Origin of the sequence: Sideroxydans sp. CL21 (genome assembly GCF_902459525.1) — a bacterium.
In the GTDB taxonomy this organism is placed as follows: Bacteria; Pseudomonadota; Gammaproteobacteria; order Burkholderiales; family Gallionellaceae; genus Sideroxyarcus.
Genome location: NZ_LR699166.1, coordinates 3,659,866 through 3,685,063 on the forward strand (window position 1 = coordinate 3,659,866; position 25,198 = coordinate 3,685,063).

The following is a 25,198-nucleotide window of genomic DNA, read 5'->3' on the forward strand; positions in this document are numbered from 1 at the left end:
GCTTTATATGCCTACTCTGGTTAGCACAAGTCATGTTCGAGAATCTCTTAAAATCCAAACCGTTCGGCAAAAATAGAATTTTTTAAACAGAACCTTGACTGTACGGGCATGCCGAGTCGGCATTATCACTGTCGATGAATTGATTTGAAATGGAAATGAAACGAATATATCAAAAGCTGGTATATGACTCTAAGCATGTTCGATTTGGTGAATCGGCAGGTACGTTATGCTGAATGTGTCATCTAAAACCGTCATGGTGTCTCACACATGTCCAGTTTGCGGGAAAGGACATGAAGTTCATCCCATCCTGGATCGTTTGGCCTGTGGCCGCCATTTGACCTGCTCTCCCAGTTGCAAGGTACGCTATCCATCGCTTGTGCGAAGCCGGATACTGTCCGAAATGACGAATGAAGCTCAGACTGACTGCTAGTTCAATTGCTGAATTGGAGCGATCCTTAATTGTTGCGCATAATCATTCAATACTTCTTTCAATGCCGTTTCGATTTGCGCCCGTTGTTCAAGCGGCAGTGCCACAATGCGATCTATATGGCCGTTAGGAGTAAGACGAGCACAGCCGAGGGCCCTGCCATTTTTGCTTAACGCAAGAGCATGTCTATATTGATTGTCCAGGTTGTCAGTAAGCGTATCGCCTTTGCCCATGAGTCCCATCTCACTAGCGGCCACTCGAATTTCTTGCAATAAAGGAGCTCCTGCTTTCCAAGGGATGCAATGTACAGTGAACGCGTTTTGCATGATGATCTCCAATTTCTGATTAAGTTAACTCAGGCGAATATACAAATAATCGTACTACTCCAGCCGTAGCAATCAGTAAACAGTATGGATAGCCTTGTGGCGTATTGATTGACACATCCGATCTAATTCGCGATTTGAATTAGCGATTGTGCGCGTCATCGGTTGAAACCAACAGTCCATACATGCCGACATTATGGCTTCCTTGATATTGGCGATCGATGACAACTACTTTGCTGGATTTATTTTGCTTAGCAAAAAGCCTGCCGAAGGTTGGACGGCCTATTTCATTAACAATGGCTGTTACTTTAGTGAAATTGAAATTCACGATTACACCTCCAAAATATATCCATCACAAAGCACAAACAAGCGATACGTTATGCTGCCAACTCGCTGAAGCTGAACAAGGCATGTTTTGCATTGATCGAGCTTATTTTTTCGATCTTACCGAAATGTGCAGTCGTAAGGATTGTGGAAACAACTTCATCAAAATGACTATCGACAACCATCACGTCAAGCTTAACAAGTTCGTCTTCTGGTGAGACATGCTGGATTGGAACCAAGGCATATTCTCGATGAGACATGGTGTGAACAACAATATGGTTCGCGCCCGCAATGCATGCGGCTTTACGAACTGGCAGAACTTCCGATGTTTTCAATATAAGGGTGATGCGCTTCATTGGTCCTCCTTTACGAATTATTTTTCCAAACAATTTAACTGATTCGTATCTTAGAAAAAGTCTGATAAAGACTTTCTAAAATATGACCTTCAAAGTGTAAATAATTCGTAAAGAAAGGTGATTGTGTGTTTTTTTCCTAGTGGACTTAAACCGAAAGGTCAAAAGAATTTGGTGAACGACCATCACGTGGCATTCTTACTTAAAGTGGACATTCCGGCACTTTACACAAACAGTTTACCCAGTAAGTCTTCAGCGTCGGCATCGGCATTAGCCGAGTTCCGGGAGGTCATTGCAATCCAACTGATGGTCTGTTCCTGGCATGAAACCGAACTAGAAGTTATCAAATTGCTTGCCGGAAAGCAGCCGGTCGTGAAGGACGGCTTATGGCTGCGGATTCAACCGGTCGATGCAACACATTGGTTAAACCGTTCAGCCGGTGTTTCGAATTTTAACGTCTTTCGTGGACGTTCATTTAGTCTACGAGCCACCGCATTGAGTTGCGCCTGAGAGTGTGCCGACAAGTCTGTTCCTTTAGGGAAGTACTGTCTCAGTAATCCATTGGTATTCTCATTCGTTCCGCGTTGCCAAGGATTCTGAGGATCACAGAAATAGACTTTGATGTCGGTTGCCAACGTGAATCGCTTGTGATCGGCTAACTCACTGCCTCGATCCCAGGTCAGCGATTTATAGAGTTCCTGCGGTAACTTATGAGCATGTTTAATCAGCGCATTGATGACAGTCTCGGTATCCTTACTGGGGAGTTTAACTAGCATTACATATCGTGTCTGGCGTTCAACGAGGGTTGCAATCTGACTGTTATCGCTGCCGCATAGCAGATCCCCTTCCCAGTGACCTGGTACTGCGCGGTCTTCTGCCGTGGCAGGACGTTCACTAATCGATACGGCATCTGTGATCCTGCCGTGATCGCCCGTCTTCAAAGTATGATGACGTGAACGACGCATGACTCGCGTACGCCGCAAATGATCCAGAAGCTCCTTCTTCAATGCGCCTCTAGCCTGGATATAGAGACTGCGATAGATGGTCTCGTGTGACACTTGGTAACTTTCATCGCTTGGGTAAGTCTGCTTCAGCCATCCGGCAATCTGTTCCGGTGACCACTGCCATTTGAGCTTATCGGCTACGATGTGTGCCAATGCTCGGTTCTCGACTAGTTTACAAGGTTTGGGACGATGCGCCCGATCCCACGCCGCCTGTTCAGCCTGACTCGCACGATAGTCCTCTTGGCCTCCATTGCGCTTGAGTTCGCGACTGATGGTCGATGGCGCCCGCCCGAGGGATGCTGCAATCGAGCGAGCTGATTGACCTGCAGTTACCGCACGAGATATCTCTTCACGCTCAGCTAGAGTCAGTGACAATTGAGAACGTTTCCGTTGTACGGGTCGTATTCCTCCTGTCTCTGCCAAAATACGTTGTATTGAAGGATGATGTCTATCGAACAACTGGGCAATTTGATGAAGCGTGTCGCCTTTCTTCCAGCGTTCCCACATCAATGCTTTTTGACTTTCAGTATAATAAATCCGAGTTCTCCGCTTCATATTCAACACTCCTTCTGCTTACGCAGATTTTAGAGTGTTGCGTCGACCGGTTGAAATCGCAGCCGGTTTCTGTCCCATGTTGATCGTCATACCCAACGGTCGCTCCCCCTTGAAAGCGGACACTTTTGTTTCTATCTATTTATAGGCTTTGGAGTCACATGCCAAGCAAAGCAACTTGCCAGTTTATTTGGAATGCCTGGAACGTTCTTTAGCGTCCACTCTTTTATAGCACTCTCTTCATAGATTGTGGCGGCACCACTCCACGCAGCAACTGGCTTAGAAGTCATCGGATCATCTGAATAGAATAGATAGGGCTCATCTGAAACATAGTTTTCAATGTAGATAATTTGCCACTTTTCGTACCTGAATAATTTTAGAACATCAACTTTATGCACTTTTTCTTCGCTGGCAATAATCGGGGCAAGCTTGACCTTTTGTTCTTCTGTTAAGTTGCGATCTACACCACCACATGGATTATTCGATGCCTCTATAATGCCTGATGCGGAAGAAGTTGATTCATTTGCCGCAATCCGATCTTTTGATGATAAAACTGGCTCAATTGTGAAAGGCAATGTGCCGGACCAAAGCGCCGCAAAGAACCATACCAAACCAAGAAGTAACGCCAATCCAAGCATGTCAGCCAGTCGAGGCGTTATCCATTTAGATATTTTTGCCATAGTTCTTCAAAGATTCACGACAGTCCGTTGTTGGCCGGTTTACGACCTTCAATCATCTTACCTGTGAAACGTCCGCTTCCAGCTTGCACAGCTGCCGTTCGATTTTCATTTCTTCATTTGTCTCACGTTAACCCGAAGGGGGTTGACGAAATATTCAGGCAGTGTGTCTGCTTAGCATCGCTTAGTTGTTTCCAAGTTCGGGCTGATCGTTGCCGGTCATTCAGAGAAGTGAACGCGATTGGCCCATGTATTCCGTTATTGATAAGCGCCTACCGTTACAATGGCGGCAGGATTGGACGGCACCGAAACTGTGGGAATCGTCATTGGCGATAACATGCCGCCGACACCCATGGTGTATTGCGAGATGTTTTTGCCGTAATAGTTAACCACGTAGACGTTCGCTCCAGCGGGGTCAATCGCAATATCCCAGCTCCCCACCCCACCCGTCAAAACTGTGGCTGTGGCCATTGGAGTTAATCCACCATTTGCGCCAATGGTGTATTGTGAAATATTGGTGCTGGCATTATTCGTGACATATGCGTATTTACCGGAAGGGTCCACAGCCATAGACCACGGTTGATTGCCCGTTGCAACTGTCGGTGTAGCCATCGGTGTCAATGTACCGTTCGCACCGACGGTATATTGCGAGACTGAATTGCCGCCAGTACCATTAAAATTATTCACCACGTAGGCATATTGCCCAGAAGGGTCGACGGCAACGAAAGATGGGTCTGTCCCGGCGGACACTGTGGGCGTGGCCATTGCCGTTAATGCGCCATTCGTGCCTATAGTGAACTGCGCAACATTGTTGTAGTTGGCTACATATGCGTACTGCCCTGTTGGATCAATGATAATGGAAAGAGGAATTGTTCCACCTGCAGCAACTGCGGCGGTAGCCATCGGTGTCAGCGCACCACTTGCCCCGATGGTGTACTGCGAAATGTTTGCGCTGGTCCGGTTCGTCACATAGGCATACCTACCAGACGGCTCGATCGTGATGGACGAGGGTTGCGTTCCTGCAGCGACCGCAGGGACGGACATCGGCGTTAGCATCCCGTTCGCACCGATGGTGTACTGATACACAGTATTGGTTGTAGCATCGGGTACGTAGACATAGCGACCGGTTGGATCAGCCGAAATTGATATTGGATTCCCGCCTCCCGCGACGGATGGGGTAGTCATCGCAGCCAATTCCCCGTTTGTACCTATGTTGTATTGCAGGATTTGCACGGCGCCCACATAAGCGAATTTCGGCACCGCCTGCACCGGCGCTACTCCGGATGTGATGACGATGGAATTGGGGCCAGGCGTGGCTAGCGTGGCTGGCGCCAGAGGCGTCAACGCACCACCCGCGCCAATAGAGTATTGGGAAACGCTGTTGCCGCCAGCGCCAGTGAAATTGTTCGTCGCATAGGCATATTTGCCCGATGGGTCGACGGTTACGCAGGTTGGGGCTATACCTGCTGCAACCGTCGCCGTAGCCATCGGCGTCAACGCGCCGCCCGCACCGATGGTGTATTGGGATACATTGTTACCGGCGTTGTTTGCGACATAGACGTACTTGCCAGAAGGATCAACGGTGACAAAGTAAGGATTAGCAGCGGATGCGACTGTAGCGAAGGCCATGGGCGTGAGCGCGCCGTTTGCGCCGATCGTATATTGTGAGATATTGGCGCTGCCGGAATTCGCCGCATAGGCATACCGGCCGGAAGGGTCGACTGTCACGGAATTTGGGGAACCGCCCGCCGCAACCGTTGCCGGGGTCATCGGCATCAACGCCCCGTTCGCGCCTATGATGTATTGGGAGATACTATTGCCGGCCGTGCCGGAATAGCTGTTTACCACGTAGGCATATTTGCCGGAAGGATCGACGCTGACGTTTCTCGGGTATGAGCCCGACGCGACGGTGGCCGGTGTCATCGGCGTGAGCGTGCCATTGGCGGCTATGGTGAATTGCGAGACGTAGTTGCCCAGGAAATCTGCCACAAAGGCGTACCTGCCGGAGGGATCGATGGTGACGTTTTGCGGCATCGACCCTGTGGCAACGCTTGCTGGAATCATGGGGGTGAGTACGCCATCGGCGCCGATGGTGAATTGCGCCACGCCGCTACCATCTGCCACATAGGCGTACCTGCTCGAAGGGTCAACCGTGACAGACGTTGGGCTTGAACCCAGCGCAACCTTGCCGATGAACTTGAGTCGTCCGGTTGTAATATCCACCACGTAAGTCGATACACTACTGCTGGTGGTGTTGGCGACGAAGGCGTAGCGCGGAATGGTGTTCTTGGCGCAATTCACCGCTACGCTGCTCACGTTGGCCGACACCGTGCCGCTGCCCCCCGTTACGGAGCAGGTCTGCCCAATGGGTTGAGCCCACACGGTGACGTTGTACGTGCCGCCGTTGGTAATTTTGGTGGCGAAGGTGAAGATGCCATTGGCAGCAAGAGTCAGGCTGTCGCCACCGTTATCCTGCAACACAAGGCCGGTTCCGGTCAGACCGCTGACCGTACCGCCGATCGTATAGGTTGCAGTGCCGCCCCCTGAAGGGCTTCCGCTGGTTGCGCCATCTGTGACAGCGCCTCCGCCACAGCCAGCGATCATCGCAACGAACACAAACAATATTACTCTTGCAGACAGCGACCAAAGACCCAGATTCATAGACTACATCTCCGTTTGTGCTTATTGTTCATTTATCCGTTCCGGCAGCTGGGCAAATATCATCAGAGCCAGCCATCCCAGAACGATCCGCTTGATATGTTTCATGTTGCCATTTTTCATTGCTGAAACTAATTATTGGAGGACACTTGCGGCCGGCGGCTCTTGGCCGAGAGGCGACCATTGTCAATCAATGTAATCATGTCCGCTCACTTGCGGTCATTCAACCGCCCAGCTAGCTTTAAAATGTAACCGACCAAGGTGCGTATAACTGAGTTGCGGTAAACGGACTGCTTGGTAGGGGTGTAAGCGCACCAGTAGTTATATTGATGCTGTAACTCGAGATGCTGTTACCGTTCGCATTGGAGACATAAGCGTAACTGCCACTGGGATCAATACTTGCTGAAGTAGGATACGTACCAGTAGCAAAAGGACTGCCGGGTATTTGGGACATCACTCCTGTTAGAGAGTTTATTGTATAGACGGAAACTGTATTAGACAGCGCATTTGGAACATAAGCGAACTTGCCAGTCGGGTCGATTGTGACGGACGTCGCGTAACTACCTGCGGCAACGGGACTACCAACTATCTGCGTCAATACACCTGTGATGGCATTAATGCTATACGCGTAGACGTTATTTACTGTCGCGCTGTTTCCGTCCGCAACGTACGCAATATTTCCAGACGCGTTAATCGTTATTCCTCCAGCACTTGCCGATCCAGAACCATTTGCAAATGGACTCCCTGCTACAAGAGACAATGCACCAGTCGTTGAGTTAATGGAATATGCCGAGATGCCGTAGTTGATAATCACGACATAGAGAAATCTTCCATTTGGATCAACCGCGACATATGAAGGATATGTGGACGGTACTGAGGAAACGCTAAATGGACTCCCGGTTATCTGGGTTAGTGCGCCCGTCGATGTATCAATGGTATAAGCTGAAACATTGTGCGAATTATAGTTTGCTACATATAAATACTTTCCCGTCGGGTCAATCGCAATCGAATTGGGGGTCGAAGTCACAAAAGGACTTCCAGCTATTTGAGATAGCGCGCCAGTAGACGAATTGATAGCGTAAGCAGAGATGTTGTTGCTCGAATTACTGGGGACATAAGCGAATCTACACGTTGGGTCAATCACAACTGACACGGGATTTACGGCTGATGTATACGGACTAAATGTACCGCTTGTTGTTGTAGTCAAAGCACCGGTCGCGGAATTGAAGTTAAGAACCGAGATATTATTGGATCCGGAATTGCTAACATAAGCGAACTTTGATGTTGCACTGCAAGCGGATGGATTATTTGCAGAGGGAGTGCTGTTGCTAGATGCGCTCCCGGTTGAAGTCGCCCCCCCTCCACAAGCCGTCACAAAAACCGTAACCAGAACAACAGCGCAATATCTCAGCAAAATCATTTAGTCTCCAAAAGTTATTCCATAAGCAGAGAGAGCATACAAATACACTATTAGAAGGAGCTCGGACACTACATGACTTCTTAGCGCAGAACAATATGCCATTTGGCCTATTACTTTCGACGACTGACCGTTATCCAAAACAGATATCCTTGAATTGGGAGACTACCGCGAATAACCATTGCTGGTCGATTATTGCCAGGTGTTTGGTCATCGCAATTTCTCCGAAGTGAACTTTCGGATTTCAACTCAATTCTGTACATGGAATGATGCTAGTTTGGCGGATTGTGGGTACGTATTCGCACCGTTTGTTTCATGCCGCCCCTTTTTCAGTGCCGAAACTCTTAATTGGAGGGCTCCCTCGAATGACTGGTTCTGGCCGAAATTAGCCCCCTTCTTCATGTTAACTGCGAATGACTGCTTCTCGCCTGCGATTTCAACCGGTCGATGCAACACATTGGTTAAACCGTTCTGCTGGTGTTTCGAAGTTTAACGTCTTTCGTGGACGTTCATTTAACTGACGAGCAACTGCATTGAGTTTCGATTGAGAGTGTACCGACAAGTCTGTTCCTTTGGGGAAGTACTGTCTCAATAAGCCGTTGGTATTCTCATTCGTTCCACGTTGCCAAGGATTCTGCGGATCACAGAAATAGACTTTGATGTCGGTTGCCAGCGTGAATCGCTTGTGGTCGGACAGTTCCGTGCCACGATCCCAGGTCAGCGATTTGTAGAGTTCCTGCGGTAACTTATGAGCATGCTTAATCAGTGCGTTGATGACGATCTCGGTATCTTTGCTGGGAATCCTCACCAACATCACATAACGCGTCTGGCGTTCAACGAGGGTCGCAATCTGACTGCTACCACTGCCGCATAACAGATCTCCTTCCCAGTGTCCCGGTACCGCGCGATCTTCAACCGAGGCAGGACGCTCACTGATCGATACGGCGTCGATAATCCTGCCGTGATCTTCTGTCTTCTGAGTATGATGACGTGAACGACGCATGACGCGAGTCCGCCGCAAGTGCGCCAGAAGCTCCTTCTTCAATGCGCCTCTGGCCTGGATATAGAGGCTGCGGTAGATGGTCTCGTGTGACACTTGGTAACTTTCGTCGCTTGGGTATGTCTGCTTCAGCCATCCGGCAATCTGTTCCGGTGACCACAGCCCTTGGAGCTTAGCGGCCACGATGTGCGCCAACGCTCGATTCTCAACCAGTTTACAGGTCTTGGGGCGAAGTGTCCGATCCCAAGCAGCCTGGTCAGCTTTACTGGCCCGATAGCATTCCTGACCACCGTTGCGCTTGATCTCGCGACTGATGGTGGATGGAGCACGCCCGAGGGAGGTTGCAATCGCGCGAGCCGACTGGCCAGCTACCACCGCACGCGATATTTCCTCTCGCTCAGGAAGCGTCAGCGCCAGTCTGGAACGGCGTCGTTGTGCCGGCCGTATTCCTCCAGTCTTGGCTAGAATCCCTTCGACCGATGAATGGTTTCGATCGAACAGTTGGGCAATGTGCTGGAGAGAGTCACCTTTCTGCCAGCGCTCCCACATTAACGCTATTTGACTTTCAGTATAATAAATCCGGGTTCTTCGTTTCATCTGCAACACTCCTTCTGCTTACGCAGATTCTAGTGTGTTGCATCGACCGGTTGAAATCGCAGCCAGTTTTCTGCCGTTCAACCGTAGACTAATTCTTTCTGAAATCGCCTAATGTCTTTTGTAATTTCGGCTGTAGCCCGTGATAGGTGACAGGACATATCCACTCTGACTGTCCTTTGCACGATATTGCTATCCTATTCGTTTCCTCATCCAACCATTTAAAGAAGGCATCTTTACCGCCAAATGCTTTGGCATGCCGGACAAGATAGTCTTCAAAAACGCCTGTGACCTCCTCATCGGTTAGGATTGGCTTTACCGGCTCATGGGTATAAGAATTTACTTTTTGGTTAACACTATGTATCGGGAAGTTGGTCGTATCGCAATCACCATTTCTAAGTACAACAAGTTTTATGTTATCCCCGATGCCAGCAATATAGATTGCCGTCGATCCTCTTGTATAAGAAGAATAGAGTGTTAGGTCTTCTGGTAAAGGATTTATGTCGGAGAAGAACTTTTGGCAACTAGGCAAAAACGTTTGTGTTTTGATCATCTCAAAGTGCACACTTCCTTGATCGTAAGACGCATCAAATAACGAATCTACAATAGTCGTAGGTTCTGGAACATCTAATAACGTCACAAGTGAACCATACGGACTCTTCATATCCTTGATTCGCCACCCCGCAGGTGTTTCCCTTAAGTAATAGGTCAACCTAGATGTACCATTGAAGTAAATCACATCTACAGTTACTACGTCAGCGCGAGCGGTACTTTTAATGGTCACAGAAACGCCATCTGGATCCTGGCTGTTCCACATAGGGCTGTAATCGAGACCACACATTTGGTAATTACAGTTTCTGCGCTTTGTTACCAGATCAACAAGCGTCTTGTCGAAATATTTGCTTAATACTTCTGGAGGGGAGTCGAATAGGGTTACCTTGCCAGTAACTCCCGGCTCTGTTTCCCATTTGAAATCTTTATACATCTGAGCAACAACTGCTGAAGCAGGAATTTTTGGTTGTTCGGCTGCAACAGACACGGCGAACAGTGTTGCAGCAGCAAATGCCATTAATCGAAATTTACCCATCACTTACCCTATTGGAGGATCGCTGCAAATGTCCGTTGTTGGCCGATTTTTGTCCCAAGTTCATCATACCCGCATACGTCTGTTTCTCTCCCCACAAGGGACATAGCGCATTCCCGAACGCTCATGAACAGACTTCACTCGCTATGGAGTTTTATCTGTCTCAGTCAGCTGCGTATTGCGCCGCTCAGTCAGCATAGCTTTCCATGCATGCGCAGGCACTGAAGGGTAGCGTAAGTGTCCGTATTCCACCCAGGCATCGCGGTATTTCAGCCAGAGCCTCTGGGTCTTTTTAACCCCATCTTTGGTAAGAGCCGAATCGATAGGTGATGGACCTTTCGCTTCTGGCGTCGCGCGCAGGTAAGTCTGATAAGCCTGGTTGAGTCGCTTATCGAGTTCAGCGAATTCCGATTGGGTGTAGCTTGGAAGCTTGCCCTTTTCGGCTTGCTCGATACTCCTCTGGAAGAAACCCTTCTCATCCATTTGGGCAGATATAGCGGCCTGGTTCCTGATAGACCCGCCGATGTTTTCCATATACGCATCAGTTCCGCATGCATCGGCGAAATCCTTAGCCGTCTGCTGCAACTTGGCAAGCGCCGCTTTCTGCTCCGCACTCATGTTGATGCTCATTTCATCCTGTTCGCGCTTCGCAGCCTTGTCAGCTTGCCTTTCTGCTATGCCTTGGCAATAATTTATCTCAAGCGTGTTAGCTGCGTATTTGCACGTATCGAATGCTTCCCGTGGTGGCCCACCTGCATTCTTTATATCTGTGATGTCCGGCACAAGAATACTGGAGTCTCCAATTCCCTCATCTTCGATACATGCGTACTTGATAGCGAGGTCCGGATTGAATTTCACACCTAGTGCATTGACGTACAGCATCAACAGCACGTCACGATCATCTCTGGTAAATGCGCATGCCCGCACGTTGTCCCAATTGTTTTGGGTTGTCTTGGGATCATTTTCAGTATCGTAATAAAGTTGACTCGCATCGCACTTCACAAGTTTGTCCCGCTGATTTTGGGAAGGTAGATCGGCTTTGGGCGGCTGCAGGTCTTTTAATTGCGCGCATGTCTTTTCCATTTCCACTTCAGCGTTTGTCTGATCATCAGGCACGGCAGTATCCGCAGCGAAAATCTGGGTTGCCATTAACAACCCCGCTAGCAGTAGGATGGAAGTTAGAATTTTTTCAATCATACGGTGTTTCATGGTATCCCCATAACTCTTGTTAAATGCTGCCCCCATATGATTACAGGAAAACTGGACAACGACCTGAAAAGACTGCTAGTGGCCGCATTCTGACGGGTTGCATTCGGTAACGCCACCGTCTGTTGCTTGCTCGAAAGCAGACTTAGAAGATTTCCGATAGCTGGCCATCTATTTTCCCACTAAATTTGTGATCCCAATTTAGTGGGATCCCGTAACGCTCATAATAACGACGGTCATCCCCCACATCACGCCGGCAACTACTACTAGTGGTGCGGTAACGATAGTAGTAGCAACTGTTTTTATCTTGGAAAAAACCGATGGCGGACTTACTTCGGAATTGTAAAAATCAAGGTCCCGACTGATTTTGAGTTGTTGTTTCTGGTCACCGGTCATAGCTACCGGTTCAAAAGCTATTCCCTTTACATTGACTAGCTTGGAATAACCTCGAAAATAATCTCCAGAACGAAGTTTTTCGAAGCCTCTTTTTTCGAGTATGGATTTCTCTTCAGCACTAACATCTACGTCTCCTTTGTAATATACCAAAAGCAATCTTCCCCAAACCTGGTTATCTTTAATAAACAACCCTTGGTATATATTACGAACTATGAAATAGTTACCATCAAGCTCTTGACCAACATTCTGCAATTCATCACCACCTTCAAACAGCATATAGGTTTTTTTATTTCCCAAAAATGCCACAACATTTGGATAATCTAAACCTAGTCCCCTTGCATCAGATTGGCTAATTTTAGCCATTGCAAAGACGCTGTCTCTAAATAATGGTGCTTCGTTGCCGTCACTTCTTGCTATACAAGATGAAGATATAAACACAAAAGCAAAACTTGCGATCAAGCTAACCAGCAATGAAGCATTGGATTCGTTGCCCATTAATCATTCCTTTGACTGAAGTACTGAATGAACTAGATGTTCATTGCGTGTGACCGTTATTGGCCGAATTTTGCCTGTTTGCCTTTGCTAACACCACCGTCCGTAGCTAACCCGACACCGGACCTTCACGACCTGCTGTTCCTAACCCTTACCGGACAGCCGAGCATGTAAATTTGTTGCCCGATAATAGTCGAACTATCAGCAACAATTTGGGCGGCTCACGGCCATCGCCAATGGCCGCCGTCAGTCGATCGATCAGGCCGATACGACGATCCACGGCACCCTGTATCCAGGCCCACAGGCAGAGGATATTTCCCCGCCCGTGAAAGCGCTTCGCGAACCGTATAGCCCGCAGCAGGCGGAATGCAGAGTTGTTCTGGGGAAAAATCGGTAGCAGGGCGTGAAGCAGTAGGCATTTTTTTGCGAATCGGTTTATAGATAACTCCGATTCCGTCAAATAGTTACTATCTTATTCGCCCTATTTATGCAATATTCAGATTAAATACCTCATCTGATCTTTAATCACTTGTACGTTAAATCGAAAGGAAATACATGAAAAGCATCAAAGTTGTATTGCTCACAGTTTTATACGCGATCTTTGCCGGCTGCGCTACTCAGCCAACCATTGAAGGAACTATTGATCCGCATAGCAAGTTTGCCAAACTGACGTTGGGAATGAGTAGGAAAGAGGCTACAGATATTCTCGGCCCGCCTACCGCCACTGGGACACATCACAACAAGTTGCTGGATCATATTCCCGTGCCTTATGGCGTTAATGATGCCGAAAATGGTTATTTCTGGGACGATTACTACAAGGCGCAGGGTGAGTTGATGTTCGAAGGAATTCACAATCCACGACTGGTCAAGATTGTGGCTGACAAGAACGAAAGCGGTTACCAGAAGTAAGTCTGCTTCGGCCCGACAAAAGCCCGCTCATGCGGGCTTTTTACTTAAACCAACATAGCCATAAAGCTTGCATGCAAAAACACTCCCGCCATAAGTTAATGGTTCATCGCGTTTTAATAGGCGAACTTTTGGGAATTCATTGGCATTTTTATAGGATTGGCAACATGCAAGTCATGATTTTCAGTCGTAGTTATCTTCATCACGCAGTCCATACGATCTTCTCTGGATGATTCGTATTTTGTTGTTGAATCCCTCGACAAATCTCAACGCAACTTTATTCTCCGGCTTGCAATAAGAAGCTATTCCATCCCAATGACGGCCAATCATTTCAGCGAATTTATTTATGGTTTGCAATACAACAGCATTAAATGTTTTAGGTGCCCTTAATACCTACCAACATCAAAGAATTGAACAACCGCACGATTTGCTCAGGTTGCATTCTCGTTAACTTCGTTACCACATGAGGGACAAAATGCCATGATAAAACTATCCTTTTTTTTTAAAAATATGCTGGGCAAAGATATCAATCATCTGTTTAGCTGGGCTTTTGAATTGGTGCATCTGACCAGCTCCCCAATTTAAATTGCCCCTCTGAAGAGGGGCCGTTGGGTAGGTCTAACAATTACTGAATCGACGATTCATTCTTGAATCTGCCATTAAAATTAAATGGAATCCCTCAATAAAACTCTACCGTATCAATCGAACTGTAAGTGGAAATTTATAGGATTCTTTTTTACTAACTTTGACGGCAGCGATAATCATAAGAACCAAGTATCCAACTCCCATAGAGAAATTAACAAACCCCATCAACATAACACCAAAGAAAGCACCTATCCCGTGAGACAATAATGCGCCCATGAAGGATAGAATCCCCAACGCAATCATGAGAATAACCAAGCACACAATGTATGTCAGTTGAAAGTTCAACACTTCTTTTGCGGTTTCTTCAACATGTTTATTCTGGTTTCTCTGTGTGAGCCACATGATCAGAGGGAAGATAATTGGTATAAATATTGACACCACCACTGAGATTACGGATAGAGAAGAATCGGAGCTTTCCGATGAGGCTTTCGATAATACTGCCGCCCCTGACTGCTGCCCACACTGCCCACAAAAATTAATATCGTTTTCATTTTGAAAACCACATTGAGTACAAAACTTAGCCATGTCACTTTTCCTGGTTGGCGGATCAAGTCAAAAGTGCACTTAAAATTAAATCCGCAATTAATAAATAACTCTATTACAGACTGCTACAACATAGAGATAGCTGTCTGAGAGCCTATACAAACATACTTCTAACAACAAAATTCCCCCAAACTACCGTAAATAGTTGAGTTAATCAGGTAGTTACTACGGTTACAACGATCACAGTCCGTGATGAGGACACTAAAGCATAAAACCCTATTCAGAGTACTGCTAACTGCAGTTGCTGTCTATCTGAAAATGGACATAACTTTCAAATAATTTGATTTATGATGAACATCTCTGGTTTTCTATTCCTACAATGGAACTCCCATCCGTCTAAATAAAAGCATGGGCATCCGTCACGAGCCTACCAAGAATCAGCTTCTTGCTGCGTTGTCTACAGAAGAGCGAAGTCGTGGACATGGAACTGGTTCCGCTGTCACAAGGCCAAATTCTTTACAATTCCGACACTCGAATTCAGCACGTCTTTTTTCCCACCACCGCTGTCGTTTCTATGCTCGCAGAAATGGATGACGGCTCATTAATTGGAACTCGCCATGGTTGGCATTGAAGGCGTTGACGGCGTTTCCCTTTTCATGGGTGGTGAAATCACGGCGAGCAATGCCTTCGTGCAAACTTTTGTACACAGCTATAGGTTGAAAGGGAAGTTATTGATGGGAGAGTTCCTTCGTGCGGGTTGCCGAATAGCGGACTGTCGCGAAGTTCCGTTCTTGGCCGGAAGTCGTCTGTTTGATAAATTGGGTGTCAATGACCGCTCATCTCCTAAGCGGACCATCATTAATTATTCATAACTGACGATATTTGTTCCGCAGCCTGCTCATTCTGCTCTAGCGTCGGCTCCATGTTCTGACAGTTGAGCTCCGAACCAACGATGCAGTGCGGTTAACAAGTGAAGATCGGTCGTTTCAAATGTAATCTCTGCGCCGTTTGGAAGGGCTGTGTATGAGACTTTTATGCTGGATGCGCCAATTTGCAGTTCCTTTAACCCAGGCATATCTGCGCCATGCAGTGATGCCGGATCTGAATAATTTCCATGCCGGAACATCTCAGATTCCATATGCAGATGATGCTGAATGAGCGCGATTTGATTGGTGTCCTCTATGTCTTTCACAACGACCGTCTGCACACCCCCAGACTCAGTCATCTTAAATATATGCACTGTCTTCGCCATATCGAAAGGCATTACACTGTGCGACATATTGTGCACATGCTCTTGCTGTGTTTGAGCATTCACACTGACGGCGTTGAATAAAGACATGACAGCCATCAACGTTACAAATGTGTGTGTTCTCAGTAAATAGCTTTTCATCTTGTCGTCCTAACTTTTAAATCCCACCAATGAAGTTCTGTGCAGGCTGCGACCGTCTGCTCTTGCAGAAGCAGACATTCGCGACCTTCGGTTCCTAACCCAATGCAGTCTGTATCGACCGACCGCTTCGGGCAGTGATTGTGCAATGCTAGCATTTCTTTCTCGCCCATTATTGCCATTCAGCTTCTCGTAAGCGGATACAGTGAGTATGGAAAATCAGTAAATCAAATGCTATTCGAATGTCGTGCACGTTCACTGCTACGAATAACTCATATATTCCAATAAGGTATGATTATATGAACAAATGTAATTATCGGGAATAAGTGGCTTCAGTTTAAACTGTGTGGCACAGCAATAGTTTTCTCAACAACGCCGCGAATGAAGCAATCCAGATTACTGTCAACAAGTCATTTCCAGCAGAAAAGTTGGAACACAAAGGGCACTATAATTATCCTGTTATCGGTATTTTCAGTGACAAATTCTTTTGCCTCTAACGAAGGCACTGAACCGGACAGTAGTTTCTTTTCTCACTGGTTGGACAATGTCACGAAGACTCAGGAAGTTCAGCCACATTGGGAGCCACTGCTCAGTATGCCCTCCCCACGACTAACTCAAGGACTTCGCTATAACTATAATCAGCAATCTTTCCCCAACAGTTCCAAGCTTACAAATTACGGTATGGGAAAAGGGCTGGAATTAATTCTTGGTGAAAATGTCGAGGTTCAAATTGGCATTCCTGCGTATCTAGACAGGGAAACGCCTAAGGCTGCCACCTCAGGCTGGGCCGATGAAACCTTCCTCAGCAGATTCCGATTCATAGCAGCCAATGAGGAAAATGGCAACTACATCGTAAGTGGTTCGTTTGGTCTGAGCATGCCAACTGGCAGTGACCAATTTTCTTCTCACAATACCATCTTGACTCCAACCTTCGCTGCCGGAAAGGGATGGGGTACAAGGCAATACGGAATCAACATTCAGAGTTCCTTGTCGGCAAGTGTGCCGAATAATAATCTTTCGACAACAGGCATACCTCTGTCATGGATTTTCGCATTGCAGGCACATATTTTGCAGAATTTTTGGCCGGAGATTGAAGCAAACTACACCCACTGGTGCAAGGGTGCTTATGACGGCAGGGAGCAGCTTGTGCTGACGTACGGAATAAATTTCGGCCGTTTTGATATTAATAATAGGAAGAAGATAACCTTTGGCATCGGCTATCAAGAACCGAGATGGGCAAATTTCAGCACCTTCAGTCGGGGGTGGATATCCACAGTAAAATTGTCATTTTGAAGCTTCGTTAAAATCATTAGCGGGCATTCAATGCGTTATCAAAATACCGCCTGGCTATTTTTAGCGACGGCGGCATTTTGGAATTATCGCCAATTTTTTGCTACGATAATTCCGCCAATCAATTTCTGATTAACCTTATCTTTCGTCCCTGCGTTCTTCGCGCCTGTCGTCCCTGTGCTCTTCACGCCTGTCGTCCCTGCGCTCTTCACGCCGGTCATCGTGCCGCATTTCTTGTCGATAACCCGGTTCATACTCACGCGATTTTACAAAGTATACAGGTCGGTTACAGGCGTGGTATTCATGACAGTGCCTAGCCCAATTCCTCTGGTGATCGGGTGGTACATGCAAATAGATCGGTTGCATAACAATATTTGGCTGCCTCTCAATTATCGTAGGCTGCGCTAAGACAACGGGGGGTGGGGATGCGTTACCAAATTGCACTTGGCCATAGACACCCGGTGCAACCTCTCCACCGACTGAGAGATTGATAATAGGCTGCTCTGCAAAGGCAGACACGCTGGCGAGCATTAGTGATGCAAAAGCGATTGGCAGCAGAGGTTTCATGATATTCCTTTCTGAAGCTGTATTGATGAATCTGAATGGGTATCGCTGATAATTCGCGACAAGACCATTAACGAACCAACTGCGAATTGGAATACAGTTTCTCCATAAAGATTTGTAACAGGCTTGTAGCAAATTGTGTCCCACTTTTTGAATGCAAGGCGGTCATTCGTAAGTGTCCGTTGATGGCCGGTTTACGCCCCACGATCATCTTTCTTGCGAACGTCCGCTCCCCGCCAGTTTGCAGTCGTTAGATTTTCCTTTTTTAGCTCTCCATTGATATATCTTCAACTAGCCCAGATTCATCAAAGCGAACGCTTATTACATAATCCGTTACATTTTCAGGCAGCGTAAAGTCAAATGTTTCAATTTCATCCTCACCGCCCCAGTGTGACCGAAGTACAAGGATGTCGAGTACGCTAATTGGTTCTGGTTTTGCGGTACCGAGATGTTTTTGCCAATATTCGCTTTCGATTTCTTCTAGGTGATGTTCTACGAATAGGTCAGCACTAGACTCATCATTTTCGGAACCAAATGCACTCCGTATGGCGGCGATTGCTGCTTTCTTTCGCTTTTCAATTTCATTTTGCATATTTCTTTTCCCTATTTGGAGGACCGCCGTGAGCGTCCGGTATTGGCCCAGACTGTGTAAAAACGCGAAGTCAATAATAGGCTAGTTTCATCCACAGACCAGTTTCATTCAGATTCTGCATTCCATCGCCGCAATTTATATGCGAAGCAAAAGGCCATCAAGCCTTCATCGCTTCCATCAACTCTGCAGTTCCCAGAATCTTCATCATTCGCTTCTTATCCTTTGCCTTTTCAAGGCGAGCTTTGATACCTGGGATGACGCTGGGGCGGGGCATCAGTTTTTCCTTTTCGGGATAGGGGTAACCTTGGACCTGCCGGACACGCGCATCTGTTCGAGCAGGGCTGCATTGTCATCTCGAAGCTTTTGCGCCTCCGCTTGTAACGACTGGAGTTCAAGTTCGGTGCAGATGTGGCGCAACTCCAGCGCTTTGTATTTCTTTTCCCATGAATCGGCACGCTCAGCGTGAGTCTTTCGAACACGCATGCGCCCCACGGTTTCCTTTTTCTTGAGGGTGTCGAGCCATAGCTTTGCTCGCTCCTTGAGCGATGCATTGTCTTTCTTGTATAGCGTCGACTCGTTAATCCCCGCGCGTCTCGCTAGCTCGGCCATGGAAACTGCTCCGCCGTTGTGGGGATAGATTCCGTTGTTGGCCTGCATTTCCTCCACGATGGCTCGCATGGCATCGGCCACGTCTTGCTCCATTTGTGCGGTACGCTCCGTTCCTCGCTTCATCGCAGCAGCTTTGTGCTGTTCGCTCATGCCCCGACCTCCTCGCAATATTTGAACAACGCTTGAACCGCAGGGTCGGCAAGGAACTTTTCCTTAAGATCAAGGAATGCTTCGAGTTCTTCGCGCAGGTTATCCATGGTGTGTGCCAGCACCAGCACCTGCCCGTCCTTCATGGCTTGGTGTGCAATGTCGAGATATTGCTCGGCAATTGCCTCGATATCCCGCCGATGCCGCATCAGCACGATGCGGTTGTCGCACTCAGGCTTACAGTTTGAGGTATTCGGTTCTCCCTTGTTTCGGCTCTGCTGGCACAACCCATTTTCCCCAGGCGCTTTGCCGCAGACGATGTTTTCCCTGATGAGGCGCCAGCCCTGACCGTTAGCAGTGAGTAGGAAGGCCAGATCGTGGGCGCTGCCGTTGTCCCATACTCGCCCCTTCTTTTTCAACCGCTCCTGTTCGTGGATTACCGTCTGAACCAGTCGCGAAGCCCCCGGGCCGCCATTGCCCGGCAGCGAGGCGCCACTGTCCATCGCTTCGTGAATTTCTTCCAGCGCTTCGGCGCAATGCATAATGCGCAACTCGCGCAACACGTTTTCCGCTTCGGCTCGGATGTCCGGGTCGCACAGAATGTAATGCAGCGTCATCTCGATCGACTTGTGACCAAAAAGCCGCTTGAGTACCAATGGCGAATTGAATAGGGCGATGCCCGCCAAACGTCCTATAGTCTTGCGGAAGCGGTGGGCATGCAGGTTCTTGCCTCCTGGCTTGGGGTCCATGCCAACGCGCTTTGCAAGCGCCATTAATGCTGCGTTGATGTTTAGACTTGAGTCTTCTTGCTTGTTTCCACCTGATGTACCCACACTCACCCACAGACTGTCATCGCTGCTGGAATTTTCAGGAAGGCCCCTATTTAGAGCCACCTGTGGTAGTTGGCGCCAAACCTTCGCAAGTCGCGTTTGTTGCCCCAGGCACTGGACGAGCAATTCAGGCACCGGCCACTGCTTAGCATCGCCAAAGAGGTTGCCGCTGAGCTTGTAGGTCCGCCCAGCCAAGTAATCCTTGCCGTCGTTCGTCGGCGCGACGCAGTCGCAATTCAGCATTTCAACTTCACCTATCCGCCCGGCACTCGCAAGCAATGTGAGGAACAAGTGGGCTGATTGCAGTGTCAAGCTCAATATCTTGAGATGGGACCACGTGCGAGGGGGCCATTCGAACACATCTACATCATGACCACTTTTGTTATGGGTTGCGATTGCCAGCGGAAAGGGTGGCGCTAACGGCTGACCCATGTGATCTTTCCATGTGTGTTGCTGCAGATGGTCCGCAATGAAGATCTGTAGAGACATAAGGATTGTCGAACGATCTAGAGACCAGTCGACGGTCCCCAGAAAGACTGGAATCTCTTCCAACAAGCACAGTAGAGAGGGAGCTAGGTCGCGCACTACCCAAAGGACACGCGGGCCAATGGCGGCCATGTACTCATCCGGGATTGGAGGATGGGGAATCTGTACTGACTGGGATGGCCGTGCTTCGGCTATGCCCGAAGGATCGGTCGTCTTGGTAATGTCAGGCAATGGCGGAGCGTCTGACCACAAGCCAAGTAACACCAGTCTATCAAGGCGTTCAAGTTCAAGCCGCGTCTGCTTGTATTCTTTGAATTCCCGCACGTCATCGTCGGTCAGGCAACACATCAGTCCGGCGGCGGCGTCCGGATCCATAGCTTTCCTCCAGATTGCCCGTGCAGTGATTTTTGGCCAATATTGATAGAGGTACATGGCGACTGTCGAGGGCTTCAGCCGCGCAGTCATGCTACCGCTCTGTCCGAGACGAGTTAATAAAGCGAGGCGCGTCAGGAGCAGGGCACCTTCTTCGATCAAGGCGTCCAGCGATGCACTGGACACAGGCTCCTTTGCGAGGTAGTCCCGGAGGCGCTGATAGAGGTCGATGTTTCGACTACATTGATGCTGACGCCCGGGCGATATAGATTCTGGGGTCTGCCAAACACCCCAGACGTTTCCATGGCCGGCGAGGCTCTGAGCAAACAGCAGATCAGTCTGCACAAGATGCTGAATCTCTTCCACGTTGAATTGTTGCAGGACCTTATGTCGCGCCGCTTCTGCGGGATCAGCAGGCGTGAGTGTCGAGGATTCTGGCGCATTCATGCGGACTCCTGTTCAGGTATCGGCCCCATGCCCGGGACCAGGTGATCGCCACTGGCGATCTTACCGCGCCACTTCTCTCGTGCCGCCGTCACAATCCCGGGCTTAAAAAGTTTGTTGAGGAGGCACTCGCCAGCCTCAAGTTCCTCTGGAAATTCGCCCCGCAGCCAGGTTTCGCGCGGCAGATTATCGTACATCGCGACTAGTTCCTCGACGCGCATGGCAATGCCGTCGATCGACTCGGGCAGGAACTTGGCGTGAGGGCAGTCGCGAAGGCAGAGTTGCGTTCCGCACAATTTTCCCTCGTGATGGTCTGGCGCAACGTGCCCGGGCGGGTGCCGTGGATCGGCGCAGCCAACACCTACTCGACTGCGCATCAGCCGACGGAATTCTTCAAGGCGCGTTTGCATCTCCGGAGTCAACGGGCCATTGCGTACCAGATGCGCAAGTATCGTGAGATCGATCCGCCCCAGTTCTAATTCAGAGAACAGACTGGTCATGAAGCGCCGTGCGTGCTCGTCGCTCTCTTCGTTAAAGATATTGTTTTCAAGATAACTATTGGTGGATTGAGTTGAGGAGTGCCCCAATGCAAGCATGACAGCGAGGATGTTGCCGCCGGACTGGACATACACCATGCGACCATAGATGTCGCGAAAGTCGGAAGGCGTTACGGAGGGGATCGGCTGCTCGCCCCGTGACACTCGTTGTTTGTTTAGACGCTCCAAGACCAAGTCAAGGTAACTGACGAGTTTGCCCGAATTTCTTTTGTATCTGTTCCAATGTTTGTAATCTAGCCAGTTGATACAGCCTTTCCCGTCGAGGTAAAGCCACACACTTCGGCAACCTTCCTGTAGTTCCTGCACCTTTTTCAACTGACGCGCTATGTCAGTTTGATTCGCCGTCATTGAACGCAGTCGGTCCAACTCAGCTTTCGCCGCGTCGCAATCTTGTCGCAGTTGCTCGCGCAAAGGTGCCGAGCGTTCTAGATAGGCCCCAACGATCATCGGCGGGCTTGACTTGTGTTTCTTGAGGCCAGTGAAATATTGCGTCTTGCCACGCGCCCGTGGCTTGTCGGCCTTCATGGTGACCTCCTCAACCTCCTCGGAGGCAAGAACCCTCTGCGCACCACTCTTGGGGTGATCGAAGATTATGTCGGGCTTACTGGCATCAATCCGTCCGAGCGTACTGGGGTTCCAACCGCTGCCCATCAAGGCTAAGTGGTAGGCGACGTCGGCTTCCTCTACTGTGGGAAAACTAATGGCGCGCATGACCTTCAGTTCCAGCCCTTCATAGTGTAGAGCAGGTCGACTCATACCATCCATCAACTGCTCGCCGGACGGCAGAAGCCGGCCTGAGGCTTGCTGGATGCGTTGAAAGTGCTCCCAGTTCTTTAGAAGGCGCTCAGCCTCGTCACTGAGCTGGGTCGATTGTTCGCCACTGCAGGCACCACCATCTGGATCGTCGGCAAATGCAGCGCGCCGCTGTGCTTCGGCACGAATCGCGTCATGGCGAGACCACGCGTTGCGCACTGCTTCCCAGTCCTGCTTGAGCTGTATCTTGATCGCCTTGGCCTGGTCCTGTGGAATGAGGCGCCGTACGGGATCATCTCGCCGGGGCGCAATCCAGGACAGGCGGGACAAGCGGGGCTTGTGCAGTTTTCTGGCATCGTTGGCTAGTAAGACGAAACCTGTGAAGTAGATAGGTAACATGTTGCGTTGGTGTGCCGCTGACTCATGCAGTGCATGAAGGTCTGCTACCGATTCGACACGGGCCAATGTTTTCCCATTTTGATCCGGGATCGCTTCGAGAGCATCGAAAAGTCGCCACCAGAACCGCAACACTGCCAAGTAGCCTTGGGACGTACTTTGTGAAGCTAAGGTACATCGTGCGTGGATCGCTGGGGCCAGTTCCCGAATCAAGACTGGGCGACCGTGGAAAGGACCGGCCCAGTTGCCGCCGCCGCTGGGGTGTGGATTTTGGTACGCGCCGATAGCAAACGGGTGAAGATCGACGAGGATATTTTCAGTGGGATGACCAGTCCAGAAACGCAGTGGGTCATCATTTTTGGGTGCCGAGGCTGATGAGATCAGTTCAACGCCAGCATGTTCCTTTAGGTAGTCCTTGGTCTTGTTTCCAATGCTCATGCGCGTTCTTCCTCAGTCGATTCATCCACCCCCATCTCTGCCCATCGGCGCGTCTGGTTGAGTGGGACACGCAGCTGATTGAACAGCCACTGGAGATAGATTTCCGATGTTGCAGCACTCGCATGGCGAAGTTGGGGCCTGATCTCAAGCTGTATGACTGTTTGAACGGTGTCACGTAACGCGAGAAGCATAGGGTGGTTGTTCTTCTGCATGTTGGGGACTTTCAGGACCTGCTGTATCAGTTCCGTATGCTGTTTCATACGCTCCCACAGATAGGTGCAGGCCCACCAGTCTCGGCCCAAATGCGGACTCCAATGGTCCGGCCCATTAGCCTCGGTCCAAAAGCGGTAAATCTGATCACCGGTGTAGCGCTTGCCGGTCTTTGGATTGATAAACAGATGTACCATTTGCTTCAGGATGCGCCGCTGCGCCTCTGCCGTTTTCCCCTGCCTCAGGGCAGGCTTCAGTGCCAGCAATCGGTCGTTGTTTCGATACTCGTCAATCCGGCGAGCCAGCCATATGGGCACGTGTATGGTTCCCTCGGGTCCTAGCTTGTCACCATGCTCATCAATGGCGTATTCCTTTCCCTTGGCTCCGTACTTGACCGTAACTATGACGCTTTGAAATTCCTCGGGCTGATCCGGATTGACAATCTTCCATTCCTTGGGATCGAGCGGCAGGGTGTCCACACGCCAGCATGACGCTTCTTCGCGGCGGATTGCGGTGCTGAGTATGACATCTGCAATCAGCCCTTCTGTCTTGCCTACTATCGGTTTAGCATAGACGCGCATACGCCATGCTGCGATCTGCTCATCGCTCGGAAATACAAGTGTACGCTTGTTGACCTTGACCTTACCCTTTCTCGACTCAACAGACTTCACCTCGTGGGATTTACTGTTGTTATGCGAACCTGCTACGTAGATGCTGGTAACCGTTGGAACAAGGAACGGCTCGCGCAGCCCCTTGTCTGCAGCCCACATCTGATATTCAAGGGCGATCTGAGCCCTTGGATTGATTGTCTCCGGAGCCAGTGGCGTATTGTTGAGCGACCAGATTCCTTTCAGCATCTCGTCCTGGTAGCGATTGATCAATACGTCGGTGTAATCCGCGGTCATCAGATCAATGCCTCCTCGCTTCTTCGCCCATTCCAAGGCGTTCGCCAACCAGTAGGCATAGTCTTTCATCGATTGCCGTGTTGGCGGAAGCGGATTGCGCTTGGCACCACGCCACTTCGGATCCCAATATCCCAGCCCCTTGTCGATCAGAAACTGGTTTGGCAGCCTCGCATATCCAGGTTCACCGTCGAAGATGAAAGGAAGGCGGGCAACTTTTCCGAATCCCGCTTCTTTCAAAAACTGTGGCTCGGGAAAAACCACTTTGAACCCATAATCAATCATAGTAAAATTTGACCTTCGTATAACAGCAAAATACGTCAGAATAGTACTTAAGGCAAGTGTAATTGAACACGCCGTATAACGCATGGTACGGACACCTGAAGAACTTCGCCCATTCGCCCTGGTATGTGGCGGCGCTGGCAAGCTGGGGCATCGCGCTGTTCGAGTACCTGATCCAGGTTCCCGCCAACCGCATCGGCTACACCCAGCTCAGTCTCGGGCAGTTGAAGATCATGCAGGAGGTCATCACGCTGGTCATCTTCGTGCCGTTCGCTGTGCTGTACATGAACCAGCCGTTGAAGATGGATTATCTGTATGCGGGGCTGTGCCTGATGGGTGCGGTGTATTTTATTTTTAGGACTTAACTCGTCATTCCGGCCTGCGCCGGAGTGACTAAA

23 protein-coding genes and 1 pseudogene are annotated in these 25,198 nt (G+C 49.2%); 4 read left to right on the top strand and 20 right to left on the bottom strand.

What is annotated here, in order from left to right; translation table 11 throughout:
* Positions 1-426: 426 nt before the first annotated feature.
* The 12 genes and pseudogenes from QOY30_RS17510 to QOY30_RS17565 form a co-directional block, all read right to left on the bottom strand.
* Entirely contained in the window at positions 427-753 is a 327-nt protein-coding gene (locus QOY30_RS17510; RefSeq protein WP_283745901.1) for a hypothetical protein, read from the bottom strand.
* 139 nt (positions 754-892) lie between these two features.
* Positions 893-1,078, bottom strand: coding sequence for a hypothetical protein (locus QOY30_RS17515; RefSeq protein WP_283745902.1), 186 nt, complete (start codon positions 1,076-1,078; stop codon positions 893-895).
* A 49-nt stretch (positions 1,079-1,127) separates the two neighbouring features.
* Positions 1,128-1,430, bottom strand: coding sequence for a hypothetical protein (locus QOY30_RS17520; protein WP_283745903.1), 303 nt, complete (start codon positions 1,428-1,430; stop codon positions 1,128-1,130).
* 395 nt (positions 1,431-1,825) lie between these two features.
* Positions 1,826-2,986 (bottom strand): IS30 family transposase, encoded by a 1,161-nt coding sequence (locus QOY30_RS17525; protein WP_283745884.1) that lies wholly within the window; start codon positions 2,984-2,986, stop codon positions 1,826-1,828.
* Positions 2,987-3,117: 131 nt separating this feature from the next.
* The gene (locus QOY30_RS17530) at positions 3,118-3,663 is read right to left on the bottom strand and encodes a hypothetical protein (RefSeq protein ID WP_283745904.1); all 546 of its coding nucleotides are present in this window, start codon (positions 3,661-3,663) and stop codon (positions 3,118-3,120) included.
* 255 nt (positions 3,664-3,918) lie between these two features.
* Entirely contained in the window at positions 3,919-6,321 is a 2,403-nt protein-coding gene (locus tag QOY30_RS17535; protein WP_283745905.1) for a lactonase family protein, read from the bottom strand.
* 238 nt (positions 6,322-6,559) lie between these two features.
* Positions 6,560-7,738: a lactonase family protein gene (locus QOY30_RS17540; RefSeq protein WP_283745906.1), complete on the bottom strand. Its 1,179-nt coding sequence runs from the start codon at positions 7,736-7,738 to the stop codon at positions 6,560-6,562.
* A 433-nt stretch (positions 7,739-8,171) separates the two neighbouring features.
* Entirely contained in the window at positions 8,172-9,332 is a 1,161-nt protein-coding gene (locus tag QOY30_RS17545; protein WP_283745907.1) for an IS30 family transposase, read from the bottom strand.
* Between the two features lie 88 nt (positions 9,333-9,420).
* The gene (locus QOY30_RS17550; RefSeq protein WP_283745908.1) at positions 9,421-10,416 is read right to left on the bottom strand and encodes a hypothetical protein; all 996 of its coding nucleotides are present in this window, start codon (positions 10,414-10,416) and stop codon (positions 9,421-9,423) included.
* 141 nt (positions 10,417-10,557) lie between these two features.
* Entirely contained in the window at positions 10,558-11,622 is a 1,065-nt protein-coding gene (locus QOY30_RS17555; protein ID WP_283745909.1) for a lysozyme inhibitor LprI family protein, read from the bottom strand.
* A gap of 198 nt (positions 11,623-11,820) precedes the next feature.
* Entirely contained in the window at positions 11,821-12,510 is a 690-nt protein-coding gene (locus QOY30_RS17560; RefSeq protein ID WP_283745910.1) for a YidX family protein, read from the bottom strand.
* A 217-nt stretch (positions 12,511-12,727) separates the two neighbouring features.
* Positions 12,728-12,926, bottom strand: a pseudogene (locus QOY30_RS17565) (IS1380-like element ISCARN98 family transposase); the annotation flags it as partial.
* Positions 12,927-13,062: 136 nt separating this feature from the next.
* On the opposite strand from QOY30_RS17565, the gene QOY30_RS17570 reads away from it, so the two are divergent.
* A complete protein-coding gene (locus QOY30_RS17570; protein WP_283745911.1) occupies positions 13,063-13,416 on the top strand; it encodes a hypothetical protein in 354 nt (117 codons plus the stop codon).
* Between the two features lie 180 nt (positions 13,417-13,596).
* Here QOY30_RS17570 and QOY30_RS18170 read toward each other — a convergent pair whose 3' ends face one another.
* Complete coding sequence (locus QOY30_RS18170) at positions 13,597-13,770, bottom strand: transposase (protein WP_502958698.1); 174 nt, start codon at positions 13,768-13,770, stop codon at positions 13,597-13,599.
* 333 nt (positions 13,771-14,103) lie between these two features.
* A complete protein-coding gene (locus tag QOY30_RS17575) occupies positions 14,104-14,583 on the bottom strand; it encodes a zinc ribbon domain-containing protein (protein WP_283745912.1) in 480 nt (159 codons plus the stop codon).
* A gap of 575 nt (positions 14,584-15,158) precedes the next feature.
* Between QOY30_RS17575 and QOY30_RS17580 the strand changes: the two genes are divergently transcribed.
* Positions 15,159-15,413 carry a hypothetical protein gene (locus QOY30_RS17580; protein ID WP_283745913.1) on the top strand — a complete coding sequence of 85 codons (255 nt, stop codon included), beginning with the start codon at positions 15,159-15,161 and terminating at the stop codon, positions 15,411-15,413.
* Positions 15,414-15,439: 26 nt separating this feature from the next.
* Here QOY30_RS17580 and QOY30_RS17585 read toward each other — a convergent pair whose 3' ends face one another.
* Complete coding sequence (locus QOY30_RS17585) at positions 15,440-15,931, bottom strand: aspartate carbamoyltransferase (RefSeq protein ID WP_283745914.1); 492 nt, start codon at positions 15,929-15,931, stop codon at positions 15,440-15,442.
* 471 nt (positions 15,932-16,402) lie between these two features.
* Here QOY30_RS17585 and QOY30_RS17590 point away from each other — a divergent pair, with 471 nt between their 5' ends.
* Positions 16,403-17,221, top strand: a complete 819-nt coding sequence (locus QOY30_RS17590; protein WP_283745915.1) for a hypothetical protein — start codon at positions 16,403-16,405, stop codon at positions 17,219-17,221.
* Between the two features lie 826 nt (positions 17,222-18,047).
* On the opposite strand, the gene QOY30_RS17595 is transcribed toward QOY30_RS17590, so the two are convergent.
* The 5 genes from QOY30_RS17595 to QOY30_RS17615 form a co-directional block, all read right to left on the bottom strand.
* Positions 18,048-18,374, bottom strand: a complete 327-nt coding sequence (locus QOY30_RS17595; protein ID WP_283745916.1) for a DUF2004 domain-containing protein — start codon at positions 18,372-18,374, stop codon at positions 18,048-18,050.
* Positions 18,375-18,647: 273 nt separating this feature from the next.
* A complete protein-coding gene (locus QOY30_RS17600; RefSeq protein WP_283745917.1) occupies positions 18,648-19,133 on the bottom strand; it encodes a hypothetical protein in 486 nt (161 codons plus the stop codon).
* On the bottom strand, positions 19,130-21,265 hold the full coding sequence (locus QOY30_RS17605; RefSeq protein ID WP_283745918.1) for a site-specific integrase: 2,136 nt from the start codon (positions 21,263-21,265) through the stop codon (positions 19,130-19,132). Before QOY30_RS17605 ends, QOY30_RS17600 begins: the two co-directional genes overlap by 4 nt.
* A complete protein-coding gene (locus QOY30_RS17610; protein WP_283745919.1) occupies positions 21,262-23,406 on the bottom strand; it encodes a hypothetical protein in 2,145 nt (714 codons plus the stop codon). The genes QOY30_RS17605 and QOY30_RS17610 overlap by 4 nt, the downstream gene beginning before the upstream one ends.
* Positions 23,403-24,803: a site-specific integrase gene (locus QOY30_RS17615; RefSeq protein WP_283745920.1), complete on the bottom strand. Its 1,401-nt coding sequence runs from the start codon at positions 24,801-24,803 to the stop codon at positions 23,403-23,405. Before QOY30_RS17615 ends, QOY30_RS17610 begins: the two co-directional genes overlap by 4 nt.
* Positions 24,804-24,865: 62 nt before the next feature.
* On the opposite strand from QOY30_RS17615, the gene QOY30_RS17620 reads away from it, so the two are divergent.
* A complete protein-coding gene (locus tag QOY30_RS17620) occupies positions 24,866-25,165 on the top strand; it encodes a DMT family protein (protein WP_283745921.1) in 300 nt (99 codons plus the stop codon).
* Positions 25,166-25,198 lie beyond the last annotated feature (33 nt).

Excerpts from the sequence above, each read along its gene's own strand:
- QOY30_RS17510 (WP_283745901.1), bottom strand. The coding sequence starts at position 753 with ATGCAAAACGCGTTCACTGTACATTGCATCCCTTGGAAAGCAGGAGCT.
- QOY30_RS17520 (WP_283745903.1), bottom strand. The coding sequence starts at position 1,430 with ATGAAGCGCATCACCCTTATATTGAAAACATCGGAAGTTCTGCCAGTT.
- QOY30_RS17525 (WP_283745884.1), bottom strand. The coding sequence starts at position 2,986 with ATGAAGCGGAGAACTCGGATTTATTATACTGAAAGTCAAAAAGCATTG.
- QOY30_RS17530 (WP_283745904.1), bottom strand. The coding sequence starts at position 3,663 with ATGGCAAAAATATCTAAATGGATAACGCCTCGACTGGCTGACATGCTT.
- QOY30_RS17535 (WP_283745905.1), bottom strand. The coding sequence starts at position 6,321 with ATGAATCTGGGTCTTTGGTCGCTGTCTGCAAGAGTAATATTGTTTGTG.
- QOY30_RS17540 (WP_283745906.1), bottom strand. The coding sequence starts at position 7,738 with ATGATTTTGCTGAGATATTGCGCTGTTGTTCTGGTTACGGTTTTTGTG.
- QOY30_RS17545 (WP_283745907.1), bottom strand. The coding sequence starts at position 9,332 with ATGAAACGAAGAACCCGGATTTATTATACTGAAAGTCAAATAGCGTTA.
- QOY30_RS17550 (WP_283745908.1), bottom strand. The coding sequence starts at position 10,416 with ATGGGTAAATTTCGATTAATGGCATTTGCTGCTGCAACACTGTTCGCC.
- QOY30_RS17555 (WP_283745909.1), bottom strand. The coding sequence starts at position 11,622 with ATGAAACACCGTATGATTGAAAAAATTCTAACTTCCATCCTACTGCTA.
- QOY30_RS17560 (WP_283745910.1), bottom strand. The coding sequence starts at position 12,510 with ATGGGCAACGAATCCAATGCTTCATTGCTGGTTAGCTTGATCGCAAGT.
- QOY30_RS17570 (WP_283745911.1), top strand. The coding sequence starts at position 13,063 with ATGAAAAGCATCAAAGTTGTATTGCTCACAGTTTTATACGCGATCTTT.
- QOY30_RS17575 (WP_283745912.1), bottom strand. The coding sequence starts at position 14,583 with ATGGCTAAGTTTTGTACTCAATGTGGTTTTCAAAATGAAAACGATATT.
- QOY30_RS17580 (WP_283745913.1), top strand. The coding sequence starts at position 15,159 with ATGGTTGGCATTGAAGGCGTTGACGGCGTTTCCCTTTTCATGGGTGGT.
- QOY30_RS17585 (WP_283745914.1), bottom strand. The coding sequence starts at position 15,931 with ATGAAAAGCTATTTACTGAGAACACACACATTTGTAACGTTGATGGCT.
- QOY30_RS17595 (WP_283745916.1), bottom strand. The coding sequence starts at position 18,374 with ATGCAAAATGAAATTGAAAAGCGAAAGAAAGCAGCAATCGCCGCCATA.
- QOY30_RS17600 (WP_283745917.1), bottom strand. The coding sequence starts at position 19,133 with ATGAGCGAACAGCACAAAGCTGCTGCGATGAAGCGAGGAACGGAGCGT.
- QOY30_RS17605 (WP_283745918.1), bottom strand. The coding sequence starts at position 21,265 with ATGAATGCGCCAGAATCCTCGACACTCACGCCTGCTGATCCCGCAGAA.
- QOY30_RS17610 (WP_283745919.1), bottom strand. The coding sequence starts at position 23,406 with ATGAGCATTGGAAACAAGACCAAGGACTACCTAAAGGAACATGCTGGC.
- QOY30_RS17615 (WP_283745920.1), bottom strand. The coding sequence starts at position 24,803 with ATGATTGATTATGGGTTCAAAGTGGTTTTTCCCGAGCCACAGTTTTTG.